The following is a 17503-nucleotide window of genomic DNA, read 5'->3' on the forward strand; positions in this document are numbered from 1 at the left end:
TTAGTATGGATATAAAAATATCTAATATTTAAAGTTTTTTTGGGGAATTGTATGGGGTTTGAAAAAACAACATCGCAGATATTATTTGATAATGGCGTACATAAATGTATTAGTTTTACCAGCTTGGTTAAAGGGGAAGGCATCCAAGCCAATCAATTTTTAATTATTGACCATGAACGTGCTGCTGTAATTGATCCGGGTGGCGATTTGACCTACGTTCCATTAACGATGGAATTAAATAAATATACACGTTTGAAAAATCTGGACTATGTGATGGCCTCGCATCAAGATCCGGACATTATTACTTCAATGCCACGCTGGCTGGTTTATACCGATGCTAAAGTCGTTGCATCAAAATTATGGGCACGTTTTTTACCACACCTAAATTCCTCATTTATGAGTGAGCGAATGAAAGGGAATTGGGAAGACCGTCTTATTGAGCTGCCAGATCGTGGTCAAGTGATTCAATTAGGTGAATCAAAGCTTGTGGTAGTTCCCGCTCACTTCTTACATTCGGTGGGTAATTTTCAGTTTTATGATCCAGTTGCTAAGATTCTGTTTTCTGGCGATATGGGTGCCTCGATTGTTGAAGATGCTAATCAGCCTTTAAAAGATTTCGATACGCACGTCATGAAAATGAAGGCTTTTCACCAACGCTATATGTGTTCCAATAAAGTTATCCGTTTGTGGGTAAACATGGTGCGCCAGATGGATATTGAAATGATTGTGCCTCAGCATGGTAGTCCATTTATGGGTAAAGAAATGGTCAATCAGTTTTTAGACTGGATTGAGACCTTGCCATGCGGCGTAGATTTAATGAATGAGCAAATTTTTAGTTGTCCTACCTAAATATTATGTCTAATGATCAACCCAGATAAAATTCTGGGTTGCAAAAACCTCGATTAAAAAATAACGTTAAAACTATAATAAGTGGGAATTATTTGGAGAAGCTCTATATCTATTGCTGAAAAAGGCAAAGATAATATGAAAATTGCATTGAAATTTGTTTATAATAGCTCACGGAATTTACCAGTGAGATTGTTATGCTGACCATCGTTCAAGAAGCGCTAACCTTCGATGATGTCTTATTACTTCCTGCCTACTCTACTGTTCTCCCAAAAGATGTCTCTTTAAAGACACGTTTAACTCGCGGCATTCATTTAAATATTCCATTAGTTTCAGCTGCAATGGATACAGTGACTGAGTCACGTATGGCGATTGCTATGTCACAAAATGGTGGTATCGGGATTTTGCACAAAAACATGGATATTGCTGCTCAAGCTGCAGAAGTACGCCGTGTGAAAAAATTCGAAGCGGGTATGGTGAAAGATCCAATCACTGTAACGCCTGAAACTACAGTACGTGAACTGATTGCAATTACCAGCGCTAATAACATTAGCGGTGTACCTGTTGTTAAAGACGGCAAGGTTGTTGGTATTGTGACAGGCCGTGATACGCGTTTTGAAACCAATTTAGAACAACCTGTTAGCAACATCATGACAGGCCAAGATCGTTTAGTAACTGTACGTGAAGGCGAGTCTAAAGAAAATATTCAAGCATTATTGCAAAAACACCGTATTGAAAAAGTCTTGGTCGTTGGTGAGAGCAACGAACTTAAAGGCTTAATTACAGTAACGGACTTCCGCAAAGCTGAGAGCTATCCAAACAGTTGTAAAGATGATCTTGGTCGTTTACGTGTGGGTGCTGCGGTAGGTACAGGTGCTGATACACCAAGTCGTGTGGAAGCATTGGTTGAAGCCGGTGTTGACGTAATTGTTGTTGATACAGCACATGGTCACTCTGCTGGTGTAATTGAACGTGTACGTTGGGTGAAACAAAACTTCCCTCAAGTACAAGTGATTGGTGGCAACATTGCAACTGGTGATGCTGCATTAGCATTATTAGATGCAGGTGCAGATGCTGTAAAAGTAGGTATTGGCCCTGGTTCTATCTGTACAACACGTATTGTGGCAGGTATTGGTATGCCACAAATTTCTGCGATTGACAGCGTTGCTAGCGCACTAAAAGATCAAATTCCTTTAATTGCAGATGGTGGTATCCGCTTCTCTGGTGATATGGCAAAAGCGATCGGTGCGGGTGCAAGTACGATCATGGTTGGTTCATTACTTGCAGGTACTGAAGAAGCGCCGGGCGAAGTTGAGTTTTTCCAAGGTCGTTACTACAAAGCATATCGTGGTATGGGTTCATTAGGTGCAATGGCGGGAGCAACTGGTTCTGCTGACCGTTATTTCCAAGATTCAAAAGCAGGTGCTGAGAAGTTAGTACCAGAAGGAATCGAAGGCCGTGTTCCTTATAAAGGCCCAATGGGTAACATCGTTCATCAAATGATGGGTGGTTTACGTTCTTCGATGGGTTATACAGGTTCAGCTGTGATTGAAGATCTTCGCCAAAATGCGAAATTTGTGAAAATTACTTCAGCAGGCATGTCTGAGTCACATGTTCATGATGTAACGATTACTAAAGAAGCTCCGAACTATCGTGTTGGTTAGATTTTAGTAACCAAAACAATGAAGAAAGCCGTCATTACACTGACGGCTTTTTGTTTTTGGTGTAAAGTGAATCTGACGAAAAGAGATATGGCGGAATTGCCATATATGCAGTAAGCCACGGCTGAAGTGGCGTAAAAATGAGATAAGCTATGAGTTATTTTGGAACGGATGGTATTCGTGGAAAATTTGGGCAAATGCCTATTACTCCAGAGTTTGCTTTAAAACTCGGTTTTGCTGCAGGGAAGGTATTAAAACGAACGAGTCCAAAAAATAAGCCACTTGTTGTATTAGGAAAAGACACTCGTTTATCTGGTTATATTTTAGAGTCTGCTTTGCAGGCGGGGTTAAACGCTGCTGGCGTATATGTTCATTTGCTTGGCCCATTACCAACCCCAGCAATTGCGCACCTTACTCGTGCTTTACATGCGCATGCAGGTATCGTGATTTCTGCATCACATAACCCATATTTTGATAATGGTATTAAATTTTTCTCAAGCGAAGGTAAAAAACTACCAGATGCGCTACAAGAAGAAATTAACCTCGAATTAGAAAAAGATTTATATATTGATGACACAGCAAACTTAGGTAAAAGTGTTCGTGTAAAAGATGCAAATGGTCGTTACATTGAATTCTGTAAATCTACTTTTCCTTACCATTTTGATTTAAGTAATTTAACAATTGTGGTGGATTGTGCTCATGGTGCAGCGTATAGCGTTGGTCCTTCGGTTTTCCGTGAGTTAGGTGCAAAAGTTGTTGCTTTATATAATGAGCCGGATGGTTTAAATATTAATGAAGGTTGTGGTTCAACACATCCTGAGAACCTACAAAAAGCTGTAGTTGAGCACGAAGCAGATTTAGGGATTGCCTTTGATGGTGATGCTGACCGTGTCGTGATGGTCGATAAGTTTGGTAACTTGATTGATGGCGATCATATTTTATATATCTTGGCGACTCAGGCTCAGAAAAAACCAGCAGGCGTTGTTGGTACTGTCATGAGTAACATGGCACTCGAAATTGCACTTGAAAAAGCGAATGTTGGTTTTGTTCGTGCTAAGGTTGGCGACCGATATGTATTACAAGCTTTAGAAGAAAATGGTTGGGTTACTGGTGGGGAACCATCTGGTCATATTCTAACTTTAGACAAGAGTACGACAGGTGATGCGATTATTGCAGCACTTCAAGTTTTAACCGTGATGGTCGAGCAAAATAAAGCTCTTCATGAGTTGGTTCAAGACTTTAAATTATTCCCGCAAATTCTTGTGAATGTACGTTTAGAACAAATGCTTGATCCGTATTCTATTCCTACATTGGTTGCCGAGTTTGATAAAGCAGAAGCACAGCTCAAAGGACATGGACGAATCTTAATTCGTAAGTCAGGAACAGAGCCTGTAATTCGTGTTATGGTCGAAGGTGATGATGAGCAAGAAGTGAATGCTTTAGCTCAGCATTTAGCAGATTCAGTTCGTTCACAAGCACAAGTCGCATAAGGTGCATGACATGAGTGATGTCATTAAAGATTTAAGTGAATTACGCTTAAGCTACGAGCAAGGAGAATTGCATGAGGGGCAAGTTGAATCTAATCCTCATCAGCAGTTTCTTGGTTGGTTTAACCATGCTCTAGCAGCCAATTTGCATGAACCCTATGCAATGTCATTAGCGACAGCAAGCGCGAATGGCAGACCTCATGTTCGAACAGTTTTGTTACGTGGGGCTACAGAAGCTGGGTATGATTTTTATACTAATTACGACAGTCAAAAAGGTATCGATTTGGCAGAAAATCCATATGCCGAATTATTATTTTACTGGCCAAGTCTAGAGCGTCAGGTGCGAGTTGGTGGTCGTGTAGTCAAAATTGCTGAGCAAGAGTCTACAGATTACTATCGTAAACGACCACGTGATAGCCAGATTGCAGCGCATATCAGTACTCCGCAAAGTGGTAAGATTGAAAGCCGAGAGCTGTTGCAGCAACGTTTTCAAGACTTACAACAGCAAGTTACAAGTCGTGAAGTACTTGATAAGCCAGAGTTCTGGGGAGGCTATCGTCTGCAACCAGATTATTATGAATTCTGGCAGGGAAGACCAAATCGTTTACATGACCGCTTGAGTTATGAAAAAATCGACGGTCAATGGACGCTGCACCGACTGATGCCTTAAATGACAAAAATACAAATCAAACAAAGACCTTTATTAACACGCCCTGAACAGTTTCAGGGCGTGCCTCCGTTTATTGCCGAAATTTTGGCAAGGCGTGGGGTACAATCTGAACAGGAATTAGAGTTAAAGCTTAAGAATTTATTAGCTCCACAGCTCAAGGGATTAGAAACTGCTGTGGCATTAATAGATCAAGCTATTGATGAGCAGAAAAAAATTGTTATTGTCGGTGATTATGATGCCGATGGTGCAACCAGTACAGCTTTAATGGTATTGGTGCTTCGCGATATGGGGGCACAAGTCGACTATTTGGTTCCAGACCGATTTAAATACGGTTATGGGCTTACCCCCGCAATTGCAGAGCTTGCACATCAAACTTATCAACCCGATTTATTAATTACTGTCGATAATGGGATTTCCAGCCATGCTGGTGTTGATGCGGCACATGCACTGGGCATGCAAGTGGTTATTACAGATCACCATTTAACCACTAAAGAAACACCGCTTGCAGAAGCAGTTGTAAATCCAAATCAGTTAGGTTGTGAGTTCCCAAGTAAGGCGCTTGCAGGTGTTGGAGTTGCATTTTATGTACTGGCCAATTTAGCAAGTTTACGTAACAAGCAAAACAAAAGTACAAGTAAAGTCACTCAATATCTAGACTTGGTTGCTTTGGGAACGTATGCGGATGTTGCTGTGTTAGATTATAACAATCGTATTTTGGTCGATGCAGGCGTAAAACGTATTCAACAACATCAATGCCGAGTCGGAATATTGGCGTTGCTAGATATTGCTGGCCGTGAGGCTTCATCTTTGCGTGCACAAGATTTAGGTTTTGTTTTAGGTCCGCGTATTAACGCTGCTGGACGCATGGAGAGCATGCGTATAGGCATTGAATGTTTATTAGCTGACACTATGGAATCTGCCTATCCAATCGCGAGACAGTTAAATCAATTAAATATAGAGCGCCGTCAAATCGAAGGGGAGATGAAGCAACAAGCCTTGTCTGCTTTAGATAGCTTGCAGCTCTCAAAGGAAGACGTTCCTCAAGCTCTTATACTCTTCGAAGAAAACTGGCATCAAGGTGTGATTGGGATTGTTGCAGGGCGTTTAAAAGAGCAGTTTCATCGTCCCACTATTGTGTTTGCACCTGATGAAGATGGTATTCATATAAAAGGGTCTGCACGTTCAATTGATGGGGTGCATATTCGAGATACGATTGAACAGGTTGCTGAACAACATCCAGAATTGGTGAGCCATTTTGGTGGGCATGCAGCAGCAGCAGGTTTAACCATACGTAAAGAAAACTTCGAAGCTTTTAAAACAGCATTTACCAATTGCATTGCAGCAATGGAAGAATCTTTGTTTCAAGCAACGCTATGGACGGATGGAGAACTCCCTGCTTCGGCTTTGCAACTAAATACATTAGATTGGATAGAACAGTTGGGGCCTTGGGGACAAAAATTCTCTTTTCCTCAGTTTGAGGGGCATTTTAAAGTTGTTGATTATCGCTGGCTTAAAGAAACGCATTTGAAGCTTAAATTAGCACTCGACCAATACAGTTTTGATGCAATTGCTTTTAATGCAGCAGGCCGTTTTGAATTTGACCCAATGCGGGATTATGTACATTTGGTCTATGAAATAGATCGTAATGCATTTAATGGCAATGTGAATTTACAATTACGCATCATACATTTAAACCAATAAAAAAATCCGCTCAATTGAGCGGATTTTTTTATGACTTTAGGATTGATTAGAAGCGGTATGCTGCACGAACACCATAAGTGTTGTCGTTATCACCAAATCCAACACGGCCTTCAACACTTACTTGCTGATTTAAGAATTTTTTAGCATTAATACCAAATTCATCTTTATCAGTTAAGTCGTTGTTGTAGTAATCAGCACCAACACTTAAAGTTTTGTCGATGTAGTAGTCACCACGAACTTTATATTCGTCTAGGTCACCAAACGCACCGAACGCTTCAAGGTTTACGTCATGTTGGCCTACTTGAGTTACGTATTTAGCACGAACTGTTGGATCAGCTCCGTCTTTACCGTCTTTTTCGTCGTAGCCTTTAACACCTAGAGCAAGTAATAAACCTGGAGCTGGTAAATAACCTACTTCGGCTGCATAAGTAGTTACTTTTTGGTCGTAATTAGTGTTATCAATTTCACGCTCATTTCGACCTACATCACCGCTAAGGTAGAAATCTGAGTTAGGAACGTAATATTCAACACCTACGCCATACTGAGTATCTTTTGTACCGCTGTTATCGCCATAGTTGATAAGGGCGTTAACGTTACTTGCACGGCTTAAGAAAGCTGCTTCAGCAAGTGGAGCGTTACGAGTTTGAACAGGATTAAAGTAATAAGTCCCGTCAACACCGAATTTACTTACGCTGCTACCGTTGTCTGGATCAAGATAATTGTAAGAACCACCAACTTCAGCTTGGTAAGCGTTTGCTGCGCCACTCACTGCGAGTGCAGATAAAAGAGCTGATGCAATTGCTAGTTTTTTCATGGAATCTCTCCCCTCTAAAAAGCGATTTTATAAATGTTTTGTTACAACTTTTAGTCTAGACGAAAAAGCTTAGTCGTCAATCTTGCGCAAGTAACCGTACTGTAACCGTGTGATATTTATGTAAATCAATTTAATTTAACAAATTGATTTTAAAGTATAAAAACATAATGTTTTATTTTATTAAAATTGAGGATATTTTGTGTAGATCATAAAAAATGCTGTAAAAGTACCCAATTTTGTATGAGAATGTTACCAATTAATCTTAAATTGAACTGAAGAAAATTTATAAATTAAATTGATGAAATATGATGAGAAATACAAAGCGGGTTCGTAGATAACCGCAGCTATGCTAAAATAATTGACTGTTTATCTGCTCTTATGGGAACACTCGCGTGGAAATTAATCCTTATCTAAACCAATTGAAAGACTTAACTGATCGTAGCCAAACACTACGGGGGTATCTTTGACTACGATCTGAAAAAAGAACGTTTAGAAGAAGTTTTACGTGAGTTAGAAGACCCTGCGATCTGGAATGATCAAAGCCGTGCTCAGGCAATGGCGAAAGAAAAAGGTGAACTAGAAAACGTTATTAATGTATTGGATGGCTTATCTACACAGCTTGAAGATGCAAAAGCGATGTTAGATTTGGCTGTAGAAGCCGACGATGAAAGCCTGCTTGAAGATGTTCAGTCTGAGCTTGGGGCTGCCGAAGATGAACTGGCTAAACTTGAATTCCGTCGTATGTTTAGTAACCCAATGGACCCGAATCCTTGCTATGTAGAGATTCAATCAGGTTCAGGTGGTACAGAAGCACAAGATTGGGCGTCTATGCTTTTACGTATGTATATGCGCTGGATTGAACGTCATGGCTTTAAAGCAGAACTTATGGAAGTGTCTGACGGTGACGTAGCAGGTATTAAATCAGCAACGATTCGTGTTGAAGGTGAATATGCCTACGGTTGGTTACGCACAGAGTCAGGTGTACACCGTTTAGTTCGTAAATCACCATTTGACAGTGGCAACCGTCGTCACACTTCATTCTCTGCGGTATTTATTTCACCAGAAGTTGATGACAATATTGAAATTGATATTAACCCTTCTGATGTTCGTACCGATACGTACCGTGCATCTGGTGCAGGTGGTCAGCATATTAACAAAACCGACTCTGCTGTGCGTTTGACTCACATTCCAACAGGTATTGTGGTGGCGTGTCAGAACCAGCGTTCGCAACATGCTAACCGTGACCACGCATGGAAACAGTTACGTGCACGTTTATATGAATTGGAAATGCAAAAACGTAATGAAGCAGCTCAAGCTCTAGAAGACTCGAAGTCTGATATTGGTTGGGGAAGCCAAATTCGTTCATATGTATTAGATGATTCTCGTATTAAAGATTTACGTACGGGTGTTGAAAACTCTAATACAGGTGCTGTTCTTGATGGTGACCTTGATCGTTTTATCGAAGCGAGTTTAAAACAAGGTTTATAAGAGTCTGCTGAACTTTTAGTTTAAATACAGTTCATCTATGAATATGTAGAACTCTTGGATTTTTAGCGATTAAAACGGCAAAGCAGTTCAGTCTTCGAATGTTAATCGAAAAAATGCGATATGAATATCGAAAAAAATAGATATGAATATCGAAAAAATGCGATATTATGTTTTCGAAATGCTGAACAAAGCTTTGTTCGTTTAAAAGACGTGTTGAGCCTATGGATATTGATGCAATTAGCAAAGCCCTTTCCAACCCTCTACGTCGGCAAATTTTGCAATGGTTAAAAGAACCTGCACATTATTTACCGGTGGAAGAATGTGGTGGTAGTTTTGAGAAGGGTGTTTGTGCAGGTCATATTGAACGTTTGGGTAAAGTAGCTCAGTCTACAATGTCCAATCATTTGTCTGTGTTACAACAGGCGGGGCTTATTCAGGTCCAAAAATATGGTCAATGGTCTTATTTTTCACGTAACGAAGCTTTGATTCAGCAATATATCGAACATTTAAAACAAACACTTTAAATTATTAAAAGTGTAAGTCGAGGCGATTATGGCTGAACTCAATACTCCTTTAACGGTTGGTGATTTTGAAATCAAAAATCGATTGGTAATGGCTCCATTAACGCGTGCGCGTAGTGGTGAAAGCCGAGTGCCTAATGATTTAATGGTTGAATACTATCAACAACGTGCAAATGCTGGTCTAATTTTGACCGAAGCAACAGTAATTGGTTCAAAAACTGTGGGTTACGCAGACACCCCAGGATTATGGTCACAAGAGCAGGCACAAGCTTGGAATAAAATTATTGAGGCAGTTCATGCTCAAGGTTCAAAAATTGTAGCTCAACTTTGGCATGTAGGCCGTATTTCGCATCCTGAACTTTTAGATGGTGATATTCCTGTTGCACCAAGTGCAATTCAACCTGCGGGTGAAGTGAGTTTATTACGTCCTAAACGTCCCTATGTAACACCGCGTGCACTTTCAATTGAAGAGATTCAAGAAGTTATTGCTCAATACAAACATTCAGCAGAACTGGCTAAAGCAGCAGGTTTTGATGGTGTTGAATTACACGCAGCGAACGGTTACTTAATTGACCAGTTCCTTCAAAGTAATACCAACCAACGTGATGATGAATACGGTGGTCCTGTTGAAAATCGCGCACGTTTATTATTAGAAGTCGTTGATGCATTTATTGAAGTGTGGGGCGCAGGCCGAGTAGGTGTTCATATTGCACCGCGTGGTGATTCACACGATATGGGAGATGAAAACCCATTAGCAACTTTTGGTTATGTAGTGGAACAGCTTAATCAACGTAATGTTGCTTTCATTTTCTCTCGTGAATATGAAGCTGCTGATAGTATTAGCCCTACACTTCGCGAAAAATTTAATGGTGTATGGATTGCCAATGAGAATCTAACACCAGAGTCAGCAAAACGTATCTTGCGTGAAGGTCAGGCAGATGCTGTATCTTTTGGTAAGGCATATATTGCTAACCCAGATCTTTTACAGCGTTTAGAGCAAGATTTGCCACTAAACGAACTTCAAGCAACGACTTTATATGCGAAAGGTGCTGAAGGTTATACAGACTATCCAACACTAGAAGCTTCATAAGGTTCTTTGAAATGATGTTTTGCTGACTTCGTCCATTTCTGAATTCAGTAAATCGCTTTTCTTGTAATGGTAGAGTTTAGGTATCGAAACTCTGCCATTTTTTCTATCTATGTTATATTTTCCCCAGTTTTAAACTTTGACTATTTGAGGCAAACCGCTTGGCGACCCCATTTTGGTACAACACCGCACTCCATTTATTAAAACCTTTTTACCACTGGCGTATAAAAAAACGTGCAGAAAGCCAGGAATTATATAATCAGGAATGTCTTGAAAGATTTGGGCCGTTTGAATCTCCGAAAAATGTGAGAGCAATTTGGTTCCATGCTGTTTCGGTTGGAGAAACCAATGCTGCGCAGCCTTTAATCGAGCATTATCTTAAACTCGGTCAGCCTGTGTTAGTTACTAATACGACTAAAACTGGGCAAGCGCGTGCCAAATCATTATTTTTAAAAGCGCCGTATTTAGATTTATTTCAAGCAGTTTATTTGCCTGTTGATCAAAAACATCTGTTAAAACAATTTTTTGAGTTGTACCAGCCAAAACTTTTAGCATTGGTTGAAACTGAACTTTGGCCAAATTTAATTGATCAAGCCAAGCTACAACAGGTTCCTTGTTTATTATTAAATGCGCGATTATCAGAAAAATCAGCTAAAGGTTATAGCCGTGTTTCAGGTCTAACAGCAGGAATGCTGAAACAAATTGATTGGGTGCTGGCACAAGATAATGCGACTCGACAACGTTATGTAGAACTTGGTTTAGATCAACAAAAAAGTCAGGTGGTTGGAAATATTAAATTTGATATTCACGCACCAGAAGCATTTATAAATCAGGCAGCAAAGCTATACCAGCTATGGTATTTGGGCCAACGAAAAGTACTGACAATTGCCAGTACACATGCACCCGAAGAACTACAAATTTTGCAAGCACTTCAGCCTTATCTAAGGTCAGATCCAGAGTTAGTTTGTATTGTCGTACCTCGACATCCTGAACGTTTCGACGAAGTCTTTGAAATTTGCCAAAACCTAGATTTAATTACTCATCGTAGAAGCTTGAACCAAAGTATTCATACGAGTACACAGGTTTATCTAGCCGATAGTATGGGGGAGCTTTGGTTATGGTACGCCCTAAGTCAGGTGTGTTTTGTGGGTGGATCACTTAATGAACCGGGCGGTGGGCATAATATTTTGGAGCCTATGGTTTTAAATGTACCGACCGTAATTGGACCTCGTTACTTTAATTTCCAAACCATTGTTGATGAATTTATTGATGAAAATGGGGTGCTCATTGCTCAAGACGCTGAGCAAGTTGTAGCAATCTGGATGGCATGTTTAGCCGAGCCTGAAGAAGCAAAGCAGGTGGTTGAGCAGGCGCATAAAGTTTTGCAGCGTAACCAAGGTTCATTACAAAAACATATTGGCGTAATTAATCGGTATTTGGCCGAAAAACTATGAATATCGTTTTGTTAGAATCTGATGATGTTCAGTCAGAGTTGTGGTCAATCCGTTCAAAACGCCAATTACAGCATTTGCGTGAACATCTTGATATTACGGTTGGCCAAAATCTAAAAGTTGGTGTTCGTAATGGTGCACGCTATACCACTGAAATTGTTTCGATGAATGAGCAAGAAGTTTGTATACGGCCTATCACTGAAGAAGTTGTACCTGCAAAACTTCCAGTACATTTAATCGTAGGGTTACCAAGGCCCAAAGTTTTACGCCGTTTAATTATGGATAGTGTGACTCTAGGTGTTGAAAGAATTAGTTTGATTCATAGTTATCGGGTAGATAAAAGCTATTGGCAAACTCCATTTTTGCAACAACTTGATAACTATGTGACTTTAGGGCTTGAGCAAGCAGGCGACACCATTGTTCCTGAAATTCAATTATATAAACGCTTTAAACCTTTTGTTGAAGATGTTTTACCAAACTTAATTTCAAAGGAAAGTCCCGCCTATGTGGCTCATCCGTATGCCGAGCAGAGCATGCCAGTTAATATTCCGCATGCGTGCAGTGTAGTCGTTGGACCCGAAGGCGGCTTTATTCCCTATGAAATTGATTTGCTCACAAAAAACGGCTGCCAAGCTGTGAGCTTATGCAACCGTATTTTAAGAACTGAAACGTCTATTTCTTATATTTTAGGTCGTCTCTTTAGTTGATGCTTCTGGGTTTAAAAGTGGCTGATTTGAAGCCATTTTTAATTCCTGAATTGGGTAAGGAATATTAATTCCATTCTCATTGAAAGCTTGTTTTACTTGAGCTTGAATGGTGCTTGTAGATGAGGACATATCAGTTTCAGTAGTATCAACCCACCAACGTACAGTCAAGTTAACCGAGAAATCTGCTAAAGCTGTAACGTTAACCGAGAAAGCCGGCTGACTGAGTACATTTCGGTCATTATTAAGAATATCTAAAATAATCTGTTTAGCTTTTTGTTCATCGTCGTCATATCCAATGCCGACTACAAACTCACAACGTCGTTGCTGATAAGCCGTATTTACAGTTAAAGCGCTCGTATAAACTGTGGCATTTGGAATAACAATACGACGGCCATCTGGAGAGCGTAAGAATGTTGCACGAATTTGGATATCTTCAACAGTTCCTTCAAGCGAATTCACCACAATTGAGTCGCCAATACGGAACGGTTCGCTCAATAAAATCAAAATACCTGAAAGCAAGTTTTGGAAAATATCTTTAAATGCGAAACCAATTGCGACCGAACCGATCCCTAACGCGCTCATGAGTTGCCCTGGGGTAAAACCTGGGATCATGATGACAAGTGCAATTAAGAATCCAAAAAATAAAATTGTCGTACTTCCTACACGGTTTAGAACCAACACTAGGTTTTGGCGCGTATAAGAACGATTTTCTAAGGTTTTACGAACAAAGAACTTAAATAATTTGGTGAGTAGCCAAAAAATAATAAAAACGATAATCGCAATACAAATATAAGGCACACGTTCCCAGAAGCTATCCACGATTTTATCAATAGTGGTATAGGCATCATGATACTTTTCGGTATGGGCTAAAACCGTTTGAGTGGTTTTAGTACCTGCTTCTTGCAAAAGTTCGCCTGTATTTTTTGCAACATCCGTTAAGGATTTTTGTTCATCAGCCACGACAAGTCTCTATTTTAAAAAATTATGAAAGCGATGATCGGCTTTCATCATAGTAGGAGATAAAATGTGCGCCTACTATAATGAGTTCATCTGAATAATAAAGTGTTTTTTAATTAAAAGTATTCCGTTCCTTTTTGTAAGATTTGTGACGGGGTTTGAATAGTATCGGTACCAGAGAAGTAGTAAAAAAAGCCTGCGGTAGAAATAAGGCTAATTAAAATAGCGAATAAAATAAACCAAGCCATTAACTTTTCTATGAACGTTGATGGTCGAGATGGACCATATTGATTTGGACCTGCTGTACCTGAGGCAAGTAGTAAATAAATCATAAAAAAGAACTGAACAACTGGAATGAATAGTAGTAATCCCATCCAACCACTTTTATTTAGATCATGCAAACGTCGCACGACGAGAACAACATTTAAATAAATCAGGAATAGCCAAAAAGCCCATACCACCAAAGCACTGAGGCCAGAAAGAGAGCTATAAAACTCAAAATTAAATAAATTACTTGAAAGCTGAAAACTTCCAAGAAAGGAGGCCAGAATAAAATAACCCACGATTGTGACTAAATAAATCAGTCCATATCCACCTAAATAACTCATACGGTTAAAACGGCCATGAATTGAAAAAGGGCTATCTTTTAAAGGCAGTTGTGGTGGGCGTGAGGAAGTTGTTTGGGCAAACATATTATTTTATTCCTAGGTTGCATATGAGAGACAAAATAATCTTTGTTGATGATCAAAACCATCAAATATTGAAAAAATTATAAAAGTAAAAGCTATAGACAAATGTTTTAAATCAACTTAATTTTATAAAAATGTTCATAATTTCGTATGCTTGAGTAAGTGGTTAATATATGACCAAAGTCGCATTGTCTAGGCTTTGAAAGAGTCATCATACTGCAAAGGCATGCAAATAAGATCCAGTAAAATAATAGCCACAGTCTCGAGATGGGATGCACAAGATCAAGGAAGTTGCGTATGAATGAGATCTATCCAGTACCAGAGGAATTTAAAAAAACAGCTCGTACTGTTGAAGCAGACTACTTTAAACGTTATCAACACTCTATCGAGAACCCAGATGAATTCTGGGCAGAGCAAGCTAAAATTGTCGATTGGATAAAGCCATTTACCCAAGTTAAAAATACTAGTTTTGACAAAGACAATTTTAAAATTGAATGGTTTGCTGATGGTGAGTTGAACGTGTCAGCAAACTGCCTAGACAGGCATCTTAAAGAACATCCACATAAACCTGCAATTATTTGGGAAGGTGACCATCCTTCTCGTCATAAGATTGTCTCTTATAAAGAATTACACGACGAAGTCTGCCGTTTTGCCAACGTTTTAAAGAAATATGGCATTGGTAAAGGTGACCGCGTTGTACTGTATATGCCAATGGTGACAGAAGCTGCAATTGCCATGTTAGCTTGTGCCCGTATTGGTGCTGTTCACTGTGTGGTATTTGGTGGGTTCTCGCCAGATTCTTTAGCAAGTCGTATTGAAGACAGCCAAGCTAAACTGGTGATTACCGCAGACTCAAGTCTACGTGCCGGAAAACTATTACCGCTCAAAGAAAATGTTGATTTGGCTTTAGCATTGCCGGGTACTGAGTGTGTTGAAAATGTGATTGTGGTTTACCGTAATGCAAACCCGATTGAAATGAAGCCTGGTCGTGATTTGTGGTATCACCTCATTATTATGGAGGTTGATGCAAACTGTCCTCCAGAGCCGATGAAGGCAGAAGACCCTTTATTTATTCTTTATACATCGGGCTCGACAGGTAAACCGAAAGGTGTGTTGCATACGACAGGCGGTTACTTAGTTTATGTAACCAGTACCTTTAAAGAGGTCTTCGATTTAAAACAAGATGATGTGTATTGGTGTACAGCCGATATCGGTTGGATTACAGGACATAGTTATCTAATTTATGGACCGCTAGCAAATGGTACCACGACCTTAATGTTTGAAGGCGTGCCTCAATACCCAACATGGGCACGTCTTGGTCACGTAGTCGATAAACATAAAGTTTCTATCTTATATACAGCTCCAACCGCAATTCGCGCCATGATGCGAGAGGGTGATTCATTTGTACGCGAAAGTAACCGTAGCAGCTTGCGTTTACTCGGTTCGGTCGGTGAACCTATTAACCCTGAAGCTTGGAATTGGTACTACAATGTTGTTGGTGAAGGCCGCTGCCCGATTGTTGATACATGGTGGCAAACCGAAACAGGCGGTATTTTGATTGCTCCATTGCCGGGTGCAACAGCTTTAAAACCAGGTTCAGCAACACGTCCGTTATTTGGGATTCAACCCGCCATTGTGGATGGTGAAGGTAATGAGCTAGAAGGTGCGGTTGAAGGTAACCTTGTGATTAAAGATTCATGGCCAGGCCAGATGCGTACTATTTGGGGTGATCCGGACCGCTTTATTGAAGCTTATTTCTCGACCTTTAAAAATACTTATTTTACAGGCGATGGTGCTCGCCGTGATGAAGATGGGTATTACTGGATCACAGGTCGTGTTGACGACGTCTTAAACGTTTCAGGTCATCGTCTAGGTACTGCTGAAATTGAAAGTGCTTTGGTTTCGCATGAATCTGTAGCAGAAGCAGCAGTGGTGGGTATGCCACATGAGATTAAAGGACAAGGTATTTGTACTTTCGTGACCTTACAGGCAGGTGTTGCAGAATCGGAAGAGCTGCGTAAAGAGTTAATCAACTGGGTACGTAAAGTGCTTGGACCTGTGGCCTCACCTGATGCACTACATTGGGCACCAGCGTTACCTAAAACGCGTTCGGGTAAAATCATGCGCCGTATTTTAAGAAAAATTGCAGCGAATGAGCTAGATAGTTTAGGTGATACCTCAACCTTGGCTGAGCCTGCAGTGGTAGATCAGTTAATTACAACGGTTTATCCTGATAAGCAGAACTAATTTTAAAAAAGCCCCATCTGGGGCTTTTTTATTGCTTTCTACTAAGAGCTTGCTAAAAAGTCAGCAGTATTTTCTACATTTGCAAACGTACTTAGCGCAGTTAAAAAAGCAGTTTGTACGTCTTCAGCTTTTACAGTTTTTCCGTCATGGCTTAAATCGCGAGTTGCGGTTGCATCTGCAATTAAGATGGGTTGATAGCCAAGTTCTTTGGCTGCACGTGTACCTGAATCAATACACATATGCGTCATCATGCCTGTAATAATAAGTTGTTCAATTTGATGTGCTTTTAAAAGCTCATCTAAATTGGTCTCTAAAAAACTGTTTGGATAATGCTTTGTCACGATTAATGAATCACTGCCAGCACTGAGTTCAGGATGAAGTAACACTCCATCTGTATTTTCTTGAAAGAAGCTGGCTTGTGGCGGGTTAATATGCTGCACATAAATAATCGGTAAATTTTTCTCGTTAAAATATTGTTCAAGCTGCTTTATTTTATCGAGCGCTTGATCTGGCCCAACCAATTCCATTTTGCCATTTTTAAAATAATCATTTTGTACATCGATAACTAATAGAGCTTGTTTCATGAGGTCACTCTTGTTGATATGAGATAAAACAAGATTATTCTCTGCTTGAAAAATCGGCTATAGTCCTATGAAAGCATTAACGCTAGTTTTCTTTCGCCATGAAAAATGAATATTGAATTAGACCCGATTGATCTAAAAATTATTGCATTACTCAAACAAGATTCTCGTCTGACAAATAAAGAAATTGGGCAGCGTGTCCATCGAACAGGGCAGGCGGTGGGCGCTCGAATTGCTCAGTTAATGGATGCAGGTGTTATCAAAAACTACACCATTGCCGTTCAATATTCGCATAAACAATTTGTTCATTTGCATTTAAATGAACAACGCGCATTTGAAGAAATTGAAAATTTAGTGAAGCAATACGAACAAATCGATGAATGTTTTAAAGTCATGGGTAATGCTTGCTATATGATCGTAAGCCATTTTGAACCCGCTGCCTTAAATGAATTTATCGAAAAACTTTCAAAATGGTGCCGTTACTCGGTTGAAACAGTGATTCGAGAAGTCGAGAAATCCTAAAAAAATAAAGGCTCCAAGCCGAGTCTTGGAGCCAATAAATTCTTTATTTTTAATTTATTGTTTTTATTATCTTG

16 protein-coding genes are annotated in these 17503 nt (G+C 39.8%); 12 read left to right on the forward strand and 4 right to left on the reverse strand.

The genetic code is table 11. From position 1 onward, the window contains the following. The first annotated feature begins 51 nt into the window (after positions 1–51). The 5 genes from HMPREF0013_RS19525 to recJ all read left to right on the forward strand — a co-directional run bounded on the left by HMPREF0013_RS19525 (position 52) and on the right by recJ (position 6365). A complete protein-coding gene (locus HMPREF0013_RS19525; protein WP_002121869.1) occupies positions 52–849 on the forward strand; it encodes an MBL fold metallo-hydrolase in 798 nt (265 codons plus the stop codon). Positions 850–1043: 194 nt separating this feature from the next. Continuing rightward, positions 1044–2510 carry an IMP dehydrogenase gene (gene guaB / locus HMPREF0013_RS19530; protein WP_002121951.1) on the forward strand — a complete coding sequence of 489 codons (1467 nt, stop codon included), beginning with the start codon at positions 1044–1046 and terminating at the stop codon, positions 2508–2510. Positions 2511–2659: 149 nt separating this feature from the next. Further along, positions 2660–3997 carry a phosphoglucosamine mutase gene (gene glmM, locus HMPREF0013_RS19535; RefSeq protein ID WP_002121981.1) on the forward strand — a complete coding sequence of 446 codons (1338 nt, stop codon included), beginning with the start codon at positions 2660–2662 and terminating at the stop codon, positions 3995–3997. A gap of 10 nt (positions 3998–4007) precedes the next feature. Next, on the forward strand, positions 4008–4664 hold the full coding sequence (gene pdxH / locus HMPREF0013_RS19540; protein WP_002121930.1) for a pyridoxamine 5'-phosphate oxidase: 657 nt from the start codon (positions 4008–4010) through the stop codon (positions 4662–4664). After that, the gene (recJ, locus tag HMPREF0013_RS19545; RefSeq protein WP_005804436.1) at positions 4665–6365 is read left to right on the forward strand and encodes a single-stranded-DNA-specific exonuclease RecJ; all 1701 of its coding nucleotides are present in this window, start codon (positions 4665–4667) and stop codon (positions 6363–6365) included. A gap of 46 nt (positions 6366–6411) precedes the next feature. Here recJ and HMPREF0013_RS19550 read toward each other — a convergent pair whose 3' ends face one another. After that, positions 6412–7179: a putative porin gene (locus HMPREF0013_RS19550; protein ID WP_002121889.1), complete on the reverse strand. Its 768-nt coding sequence runs from the start codon at positions 7177–7179 to the stop codon at positions 6412–6414. 392 nt (positions 7180–7571) lie between these two features. Here HMPREF0013_RS19550 and prfB point away from each other — a divergent pair. From prfB to HMPREF0013_RS19575, 5 genes are all read left to right on the forward strand, one after another. Continuing rightward, a protein-coding gene (prfB, locus tag HMPREF0013_RS19555) for a peptide chain release factor 2 (RefSeq protein ID WP_099475557.1) occupies positions 7572–8667 on the forward strand; the annotation gives its coding sequence in 2 pieces (ribosomal slippage) (positions 7572–7643 and positions 7645–8667; 1095 coding nt in all). Positions 8668–8888: 221 nt separating this feature from the next. Next, a complete protein-coding gene (locus tag HMPREF0013_RS19560; RefSeq protein ID WP_002121891.1) occupies positions 8889–9191 on the forward strand; it encodes an ArsR/SmtB family transcription factor in 303 nt (100 codons plus the stop codon). Between the two features lie 28 nt (positions 9192–9219). After that, complete coding sequence (locus HMPREF0013_RS19565; protein WP_005804439.1) at positions 9220–10278, forward strand: alkene reductase; 1059 nt, start codon at positions 9220–9222, stop codon at positions 10276–10278. 158 nt (positions 10279–10436) lie between these two features. Then, a complete protein-coding gene (locus HMPREF0013_RS19570; protein ID WP_005804440.1) occupies positions 10437–11729 on the forward strand; it encodes a 3-deoxy-D-manno-octulosonic acid transferase in 1293 nt (430 codons plus the stop codon). Further along, positions 11726–12433 (forward strand): 16S rRNA (uracil(1498)-N(3))-methyltransferase, encoded by a 708-nt coding sequence (locus HMPREF0013_RS19575; RefSeq protein ID WP_005804441.1) that lies wholly within the window; start codon positions 11726–11728, stop codon positions 12431–12433. Before HMPREF0013_RS19570 ends, HMPREF0013_RS19575 begins: the two co-directional genes overlap by 4 nt. On the opposite strand, the gene HMPREF0013_RS19580 is transcribed toward HMPREF0013_RS19575, so the two are convergent. Further along, positions 12413–13393 (reverse strand): mechanosensitive ion channel family protein, encoded by a 981-nt coding sequence (locus HMPREF0013_RS19580; protein ID WP_002121934.1) that lies wholly within the window; start codon positions 13391–13393, stop codon positions 12413–12415. The two genes, HMPREF0013_RS19575 and HMPREF0013_RS19580, sit on opposite strands and share 21 nt — an antisense overlap. 113 nt (positions 13394–13506) lie before the next feature. Continuing rightward, complete coding sequence (locus HMPREF0013_RS19585) at positions 13507–14082, reverse strand: DUF805 domain-containing protein (RefSeq protein WP_005804442.1); 576 nt, start codon at positions 14080–14082, stop codon at positions 13507–13509. A 294-nt stretch (positions 14083–14376) separates the two neighbouring features. On the opposite strand from HMPREF0013_RS19585, the gene acs reads away from it, so the two are divergent. Then, complete coding sequence (acs, locus tag HMPREF0013_RS19590) at positions 14377–16326, forward strand: acetate--CoA ligase (protein WP_025464164.1); 1950 nt, start codon at positions 14377–14379, stop codon at positions 16324–16326. 41 nt (positions 16327–16367) lie between these two features. On the opposite strand, the gene HMPREF0013_RS19595 is transcribed toward acs, so the two are convergent. Continuing rightward, positions 16368–16910, reverse strand: a complete 543-nt coding sequence (locus tag HMPREF0013_RS19595) for a cysteine hydrolase family protein (RefSeq protein WP_005804444.1) — start codon at positions 16908–16910, stop codon at positions 16368–16370. A 105-nt stretch (positions 16911–17015) separates the two neighbouring features. Between HMPREF0013_RS19595 and HMPREF0013_RS19600 the strand changes: the two genes are divergently transcribed. Next, a complete protein-coding gene (locus tag HMPREF0013_RS19600; RefSeq protein WP_005804445.1) occupies positions 17016–17429 on the forward strand; it encodes an Lrp/AsnC family transcriptional regulator in 414 nt (137 codons plus the stop codon). The last annotated feature ends 74 nt before the right edge of the window (positions 17430–17503 follow it).

The sequence above is a fragment of the Acinetobacter sp. SH024 genome (assembly GCF_000163635.1).
Lineage (GTDB): Bacteria > Pseudomonadota > Gammaproteobacteria > Pseudomonadales > Moraxellaceae > Acinetobacter > Acinetobacter pittii.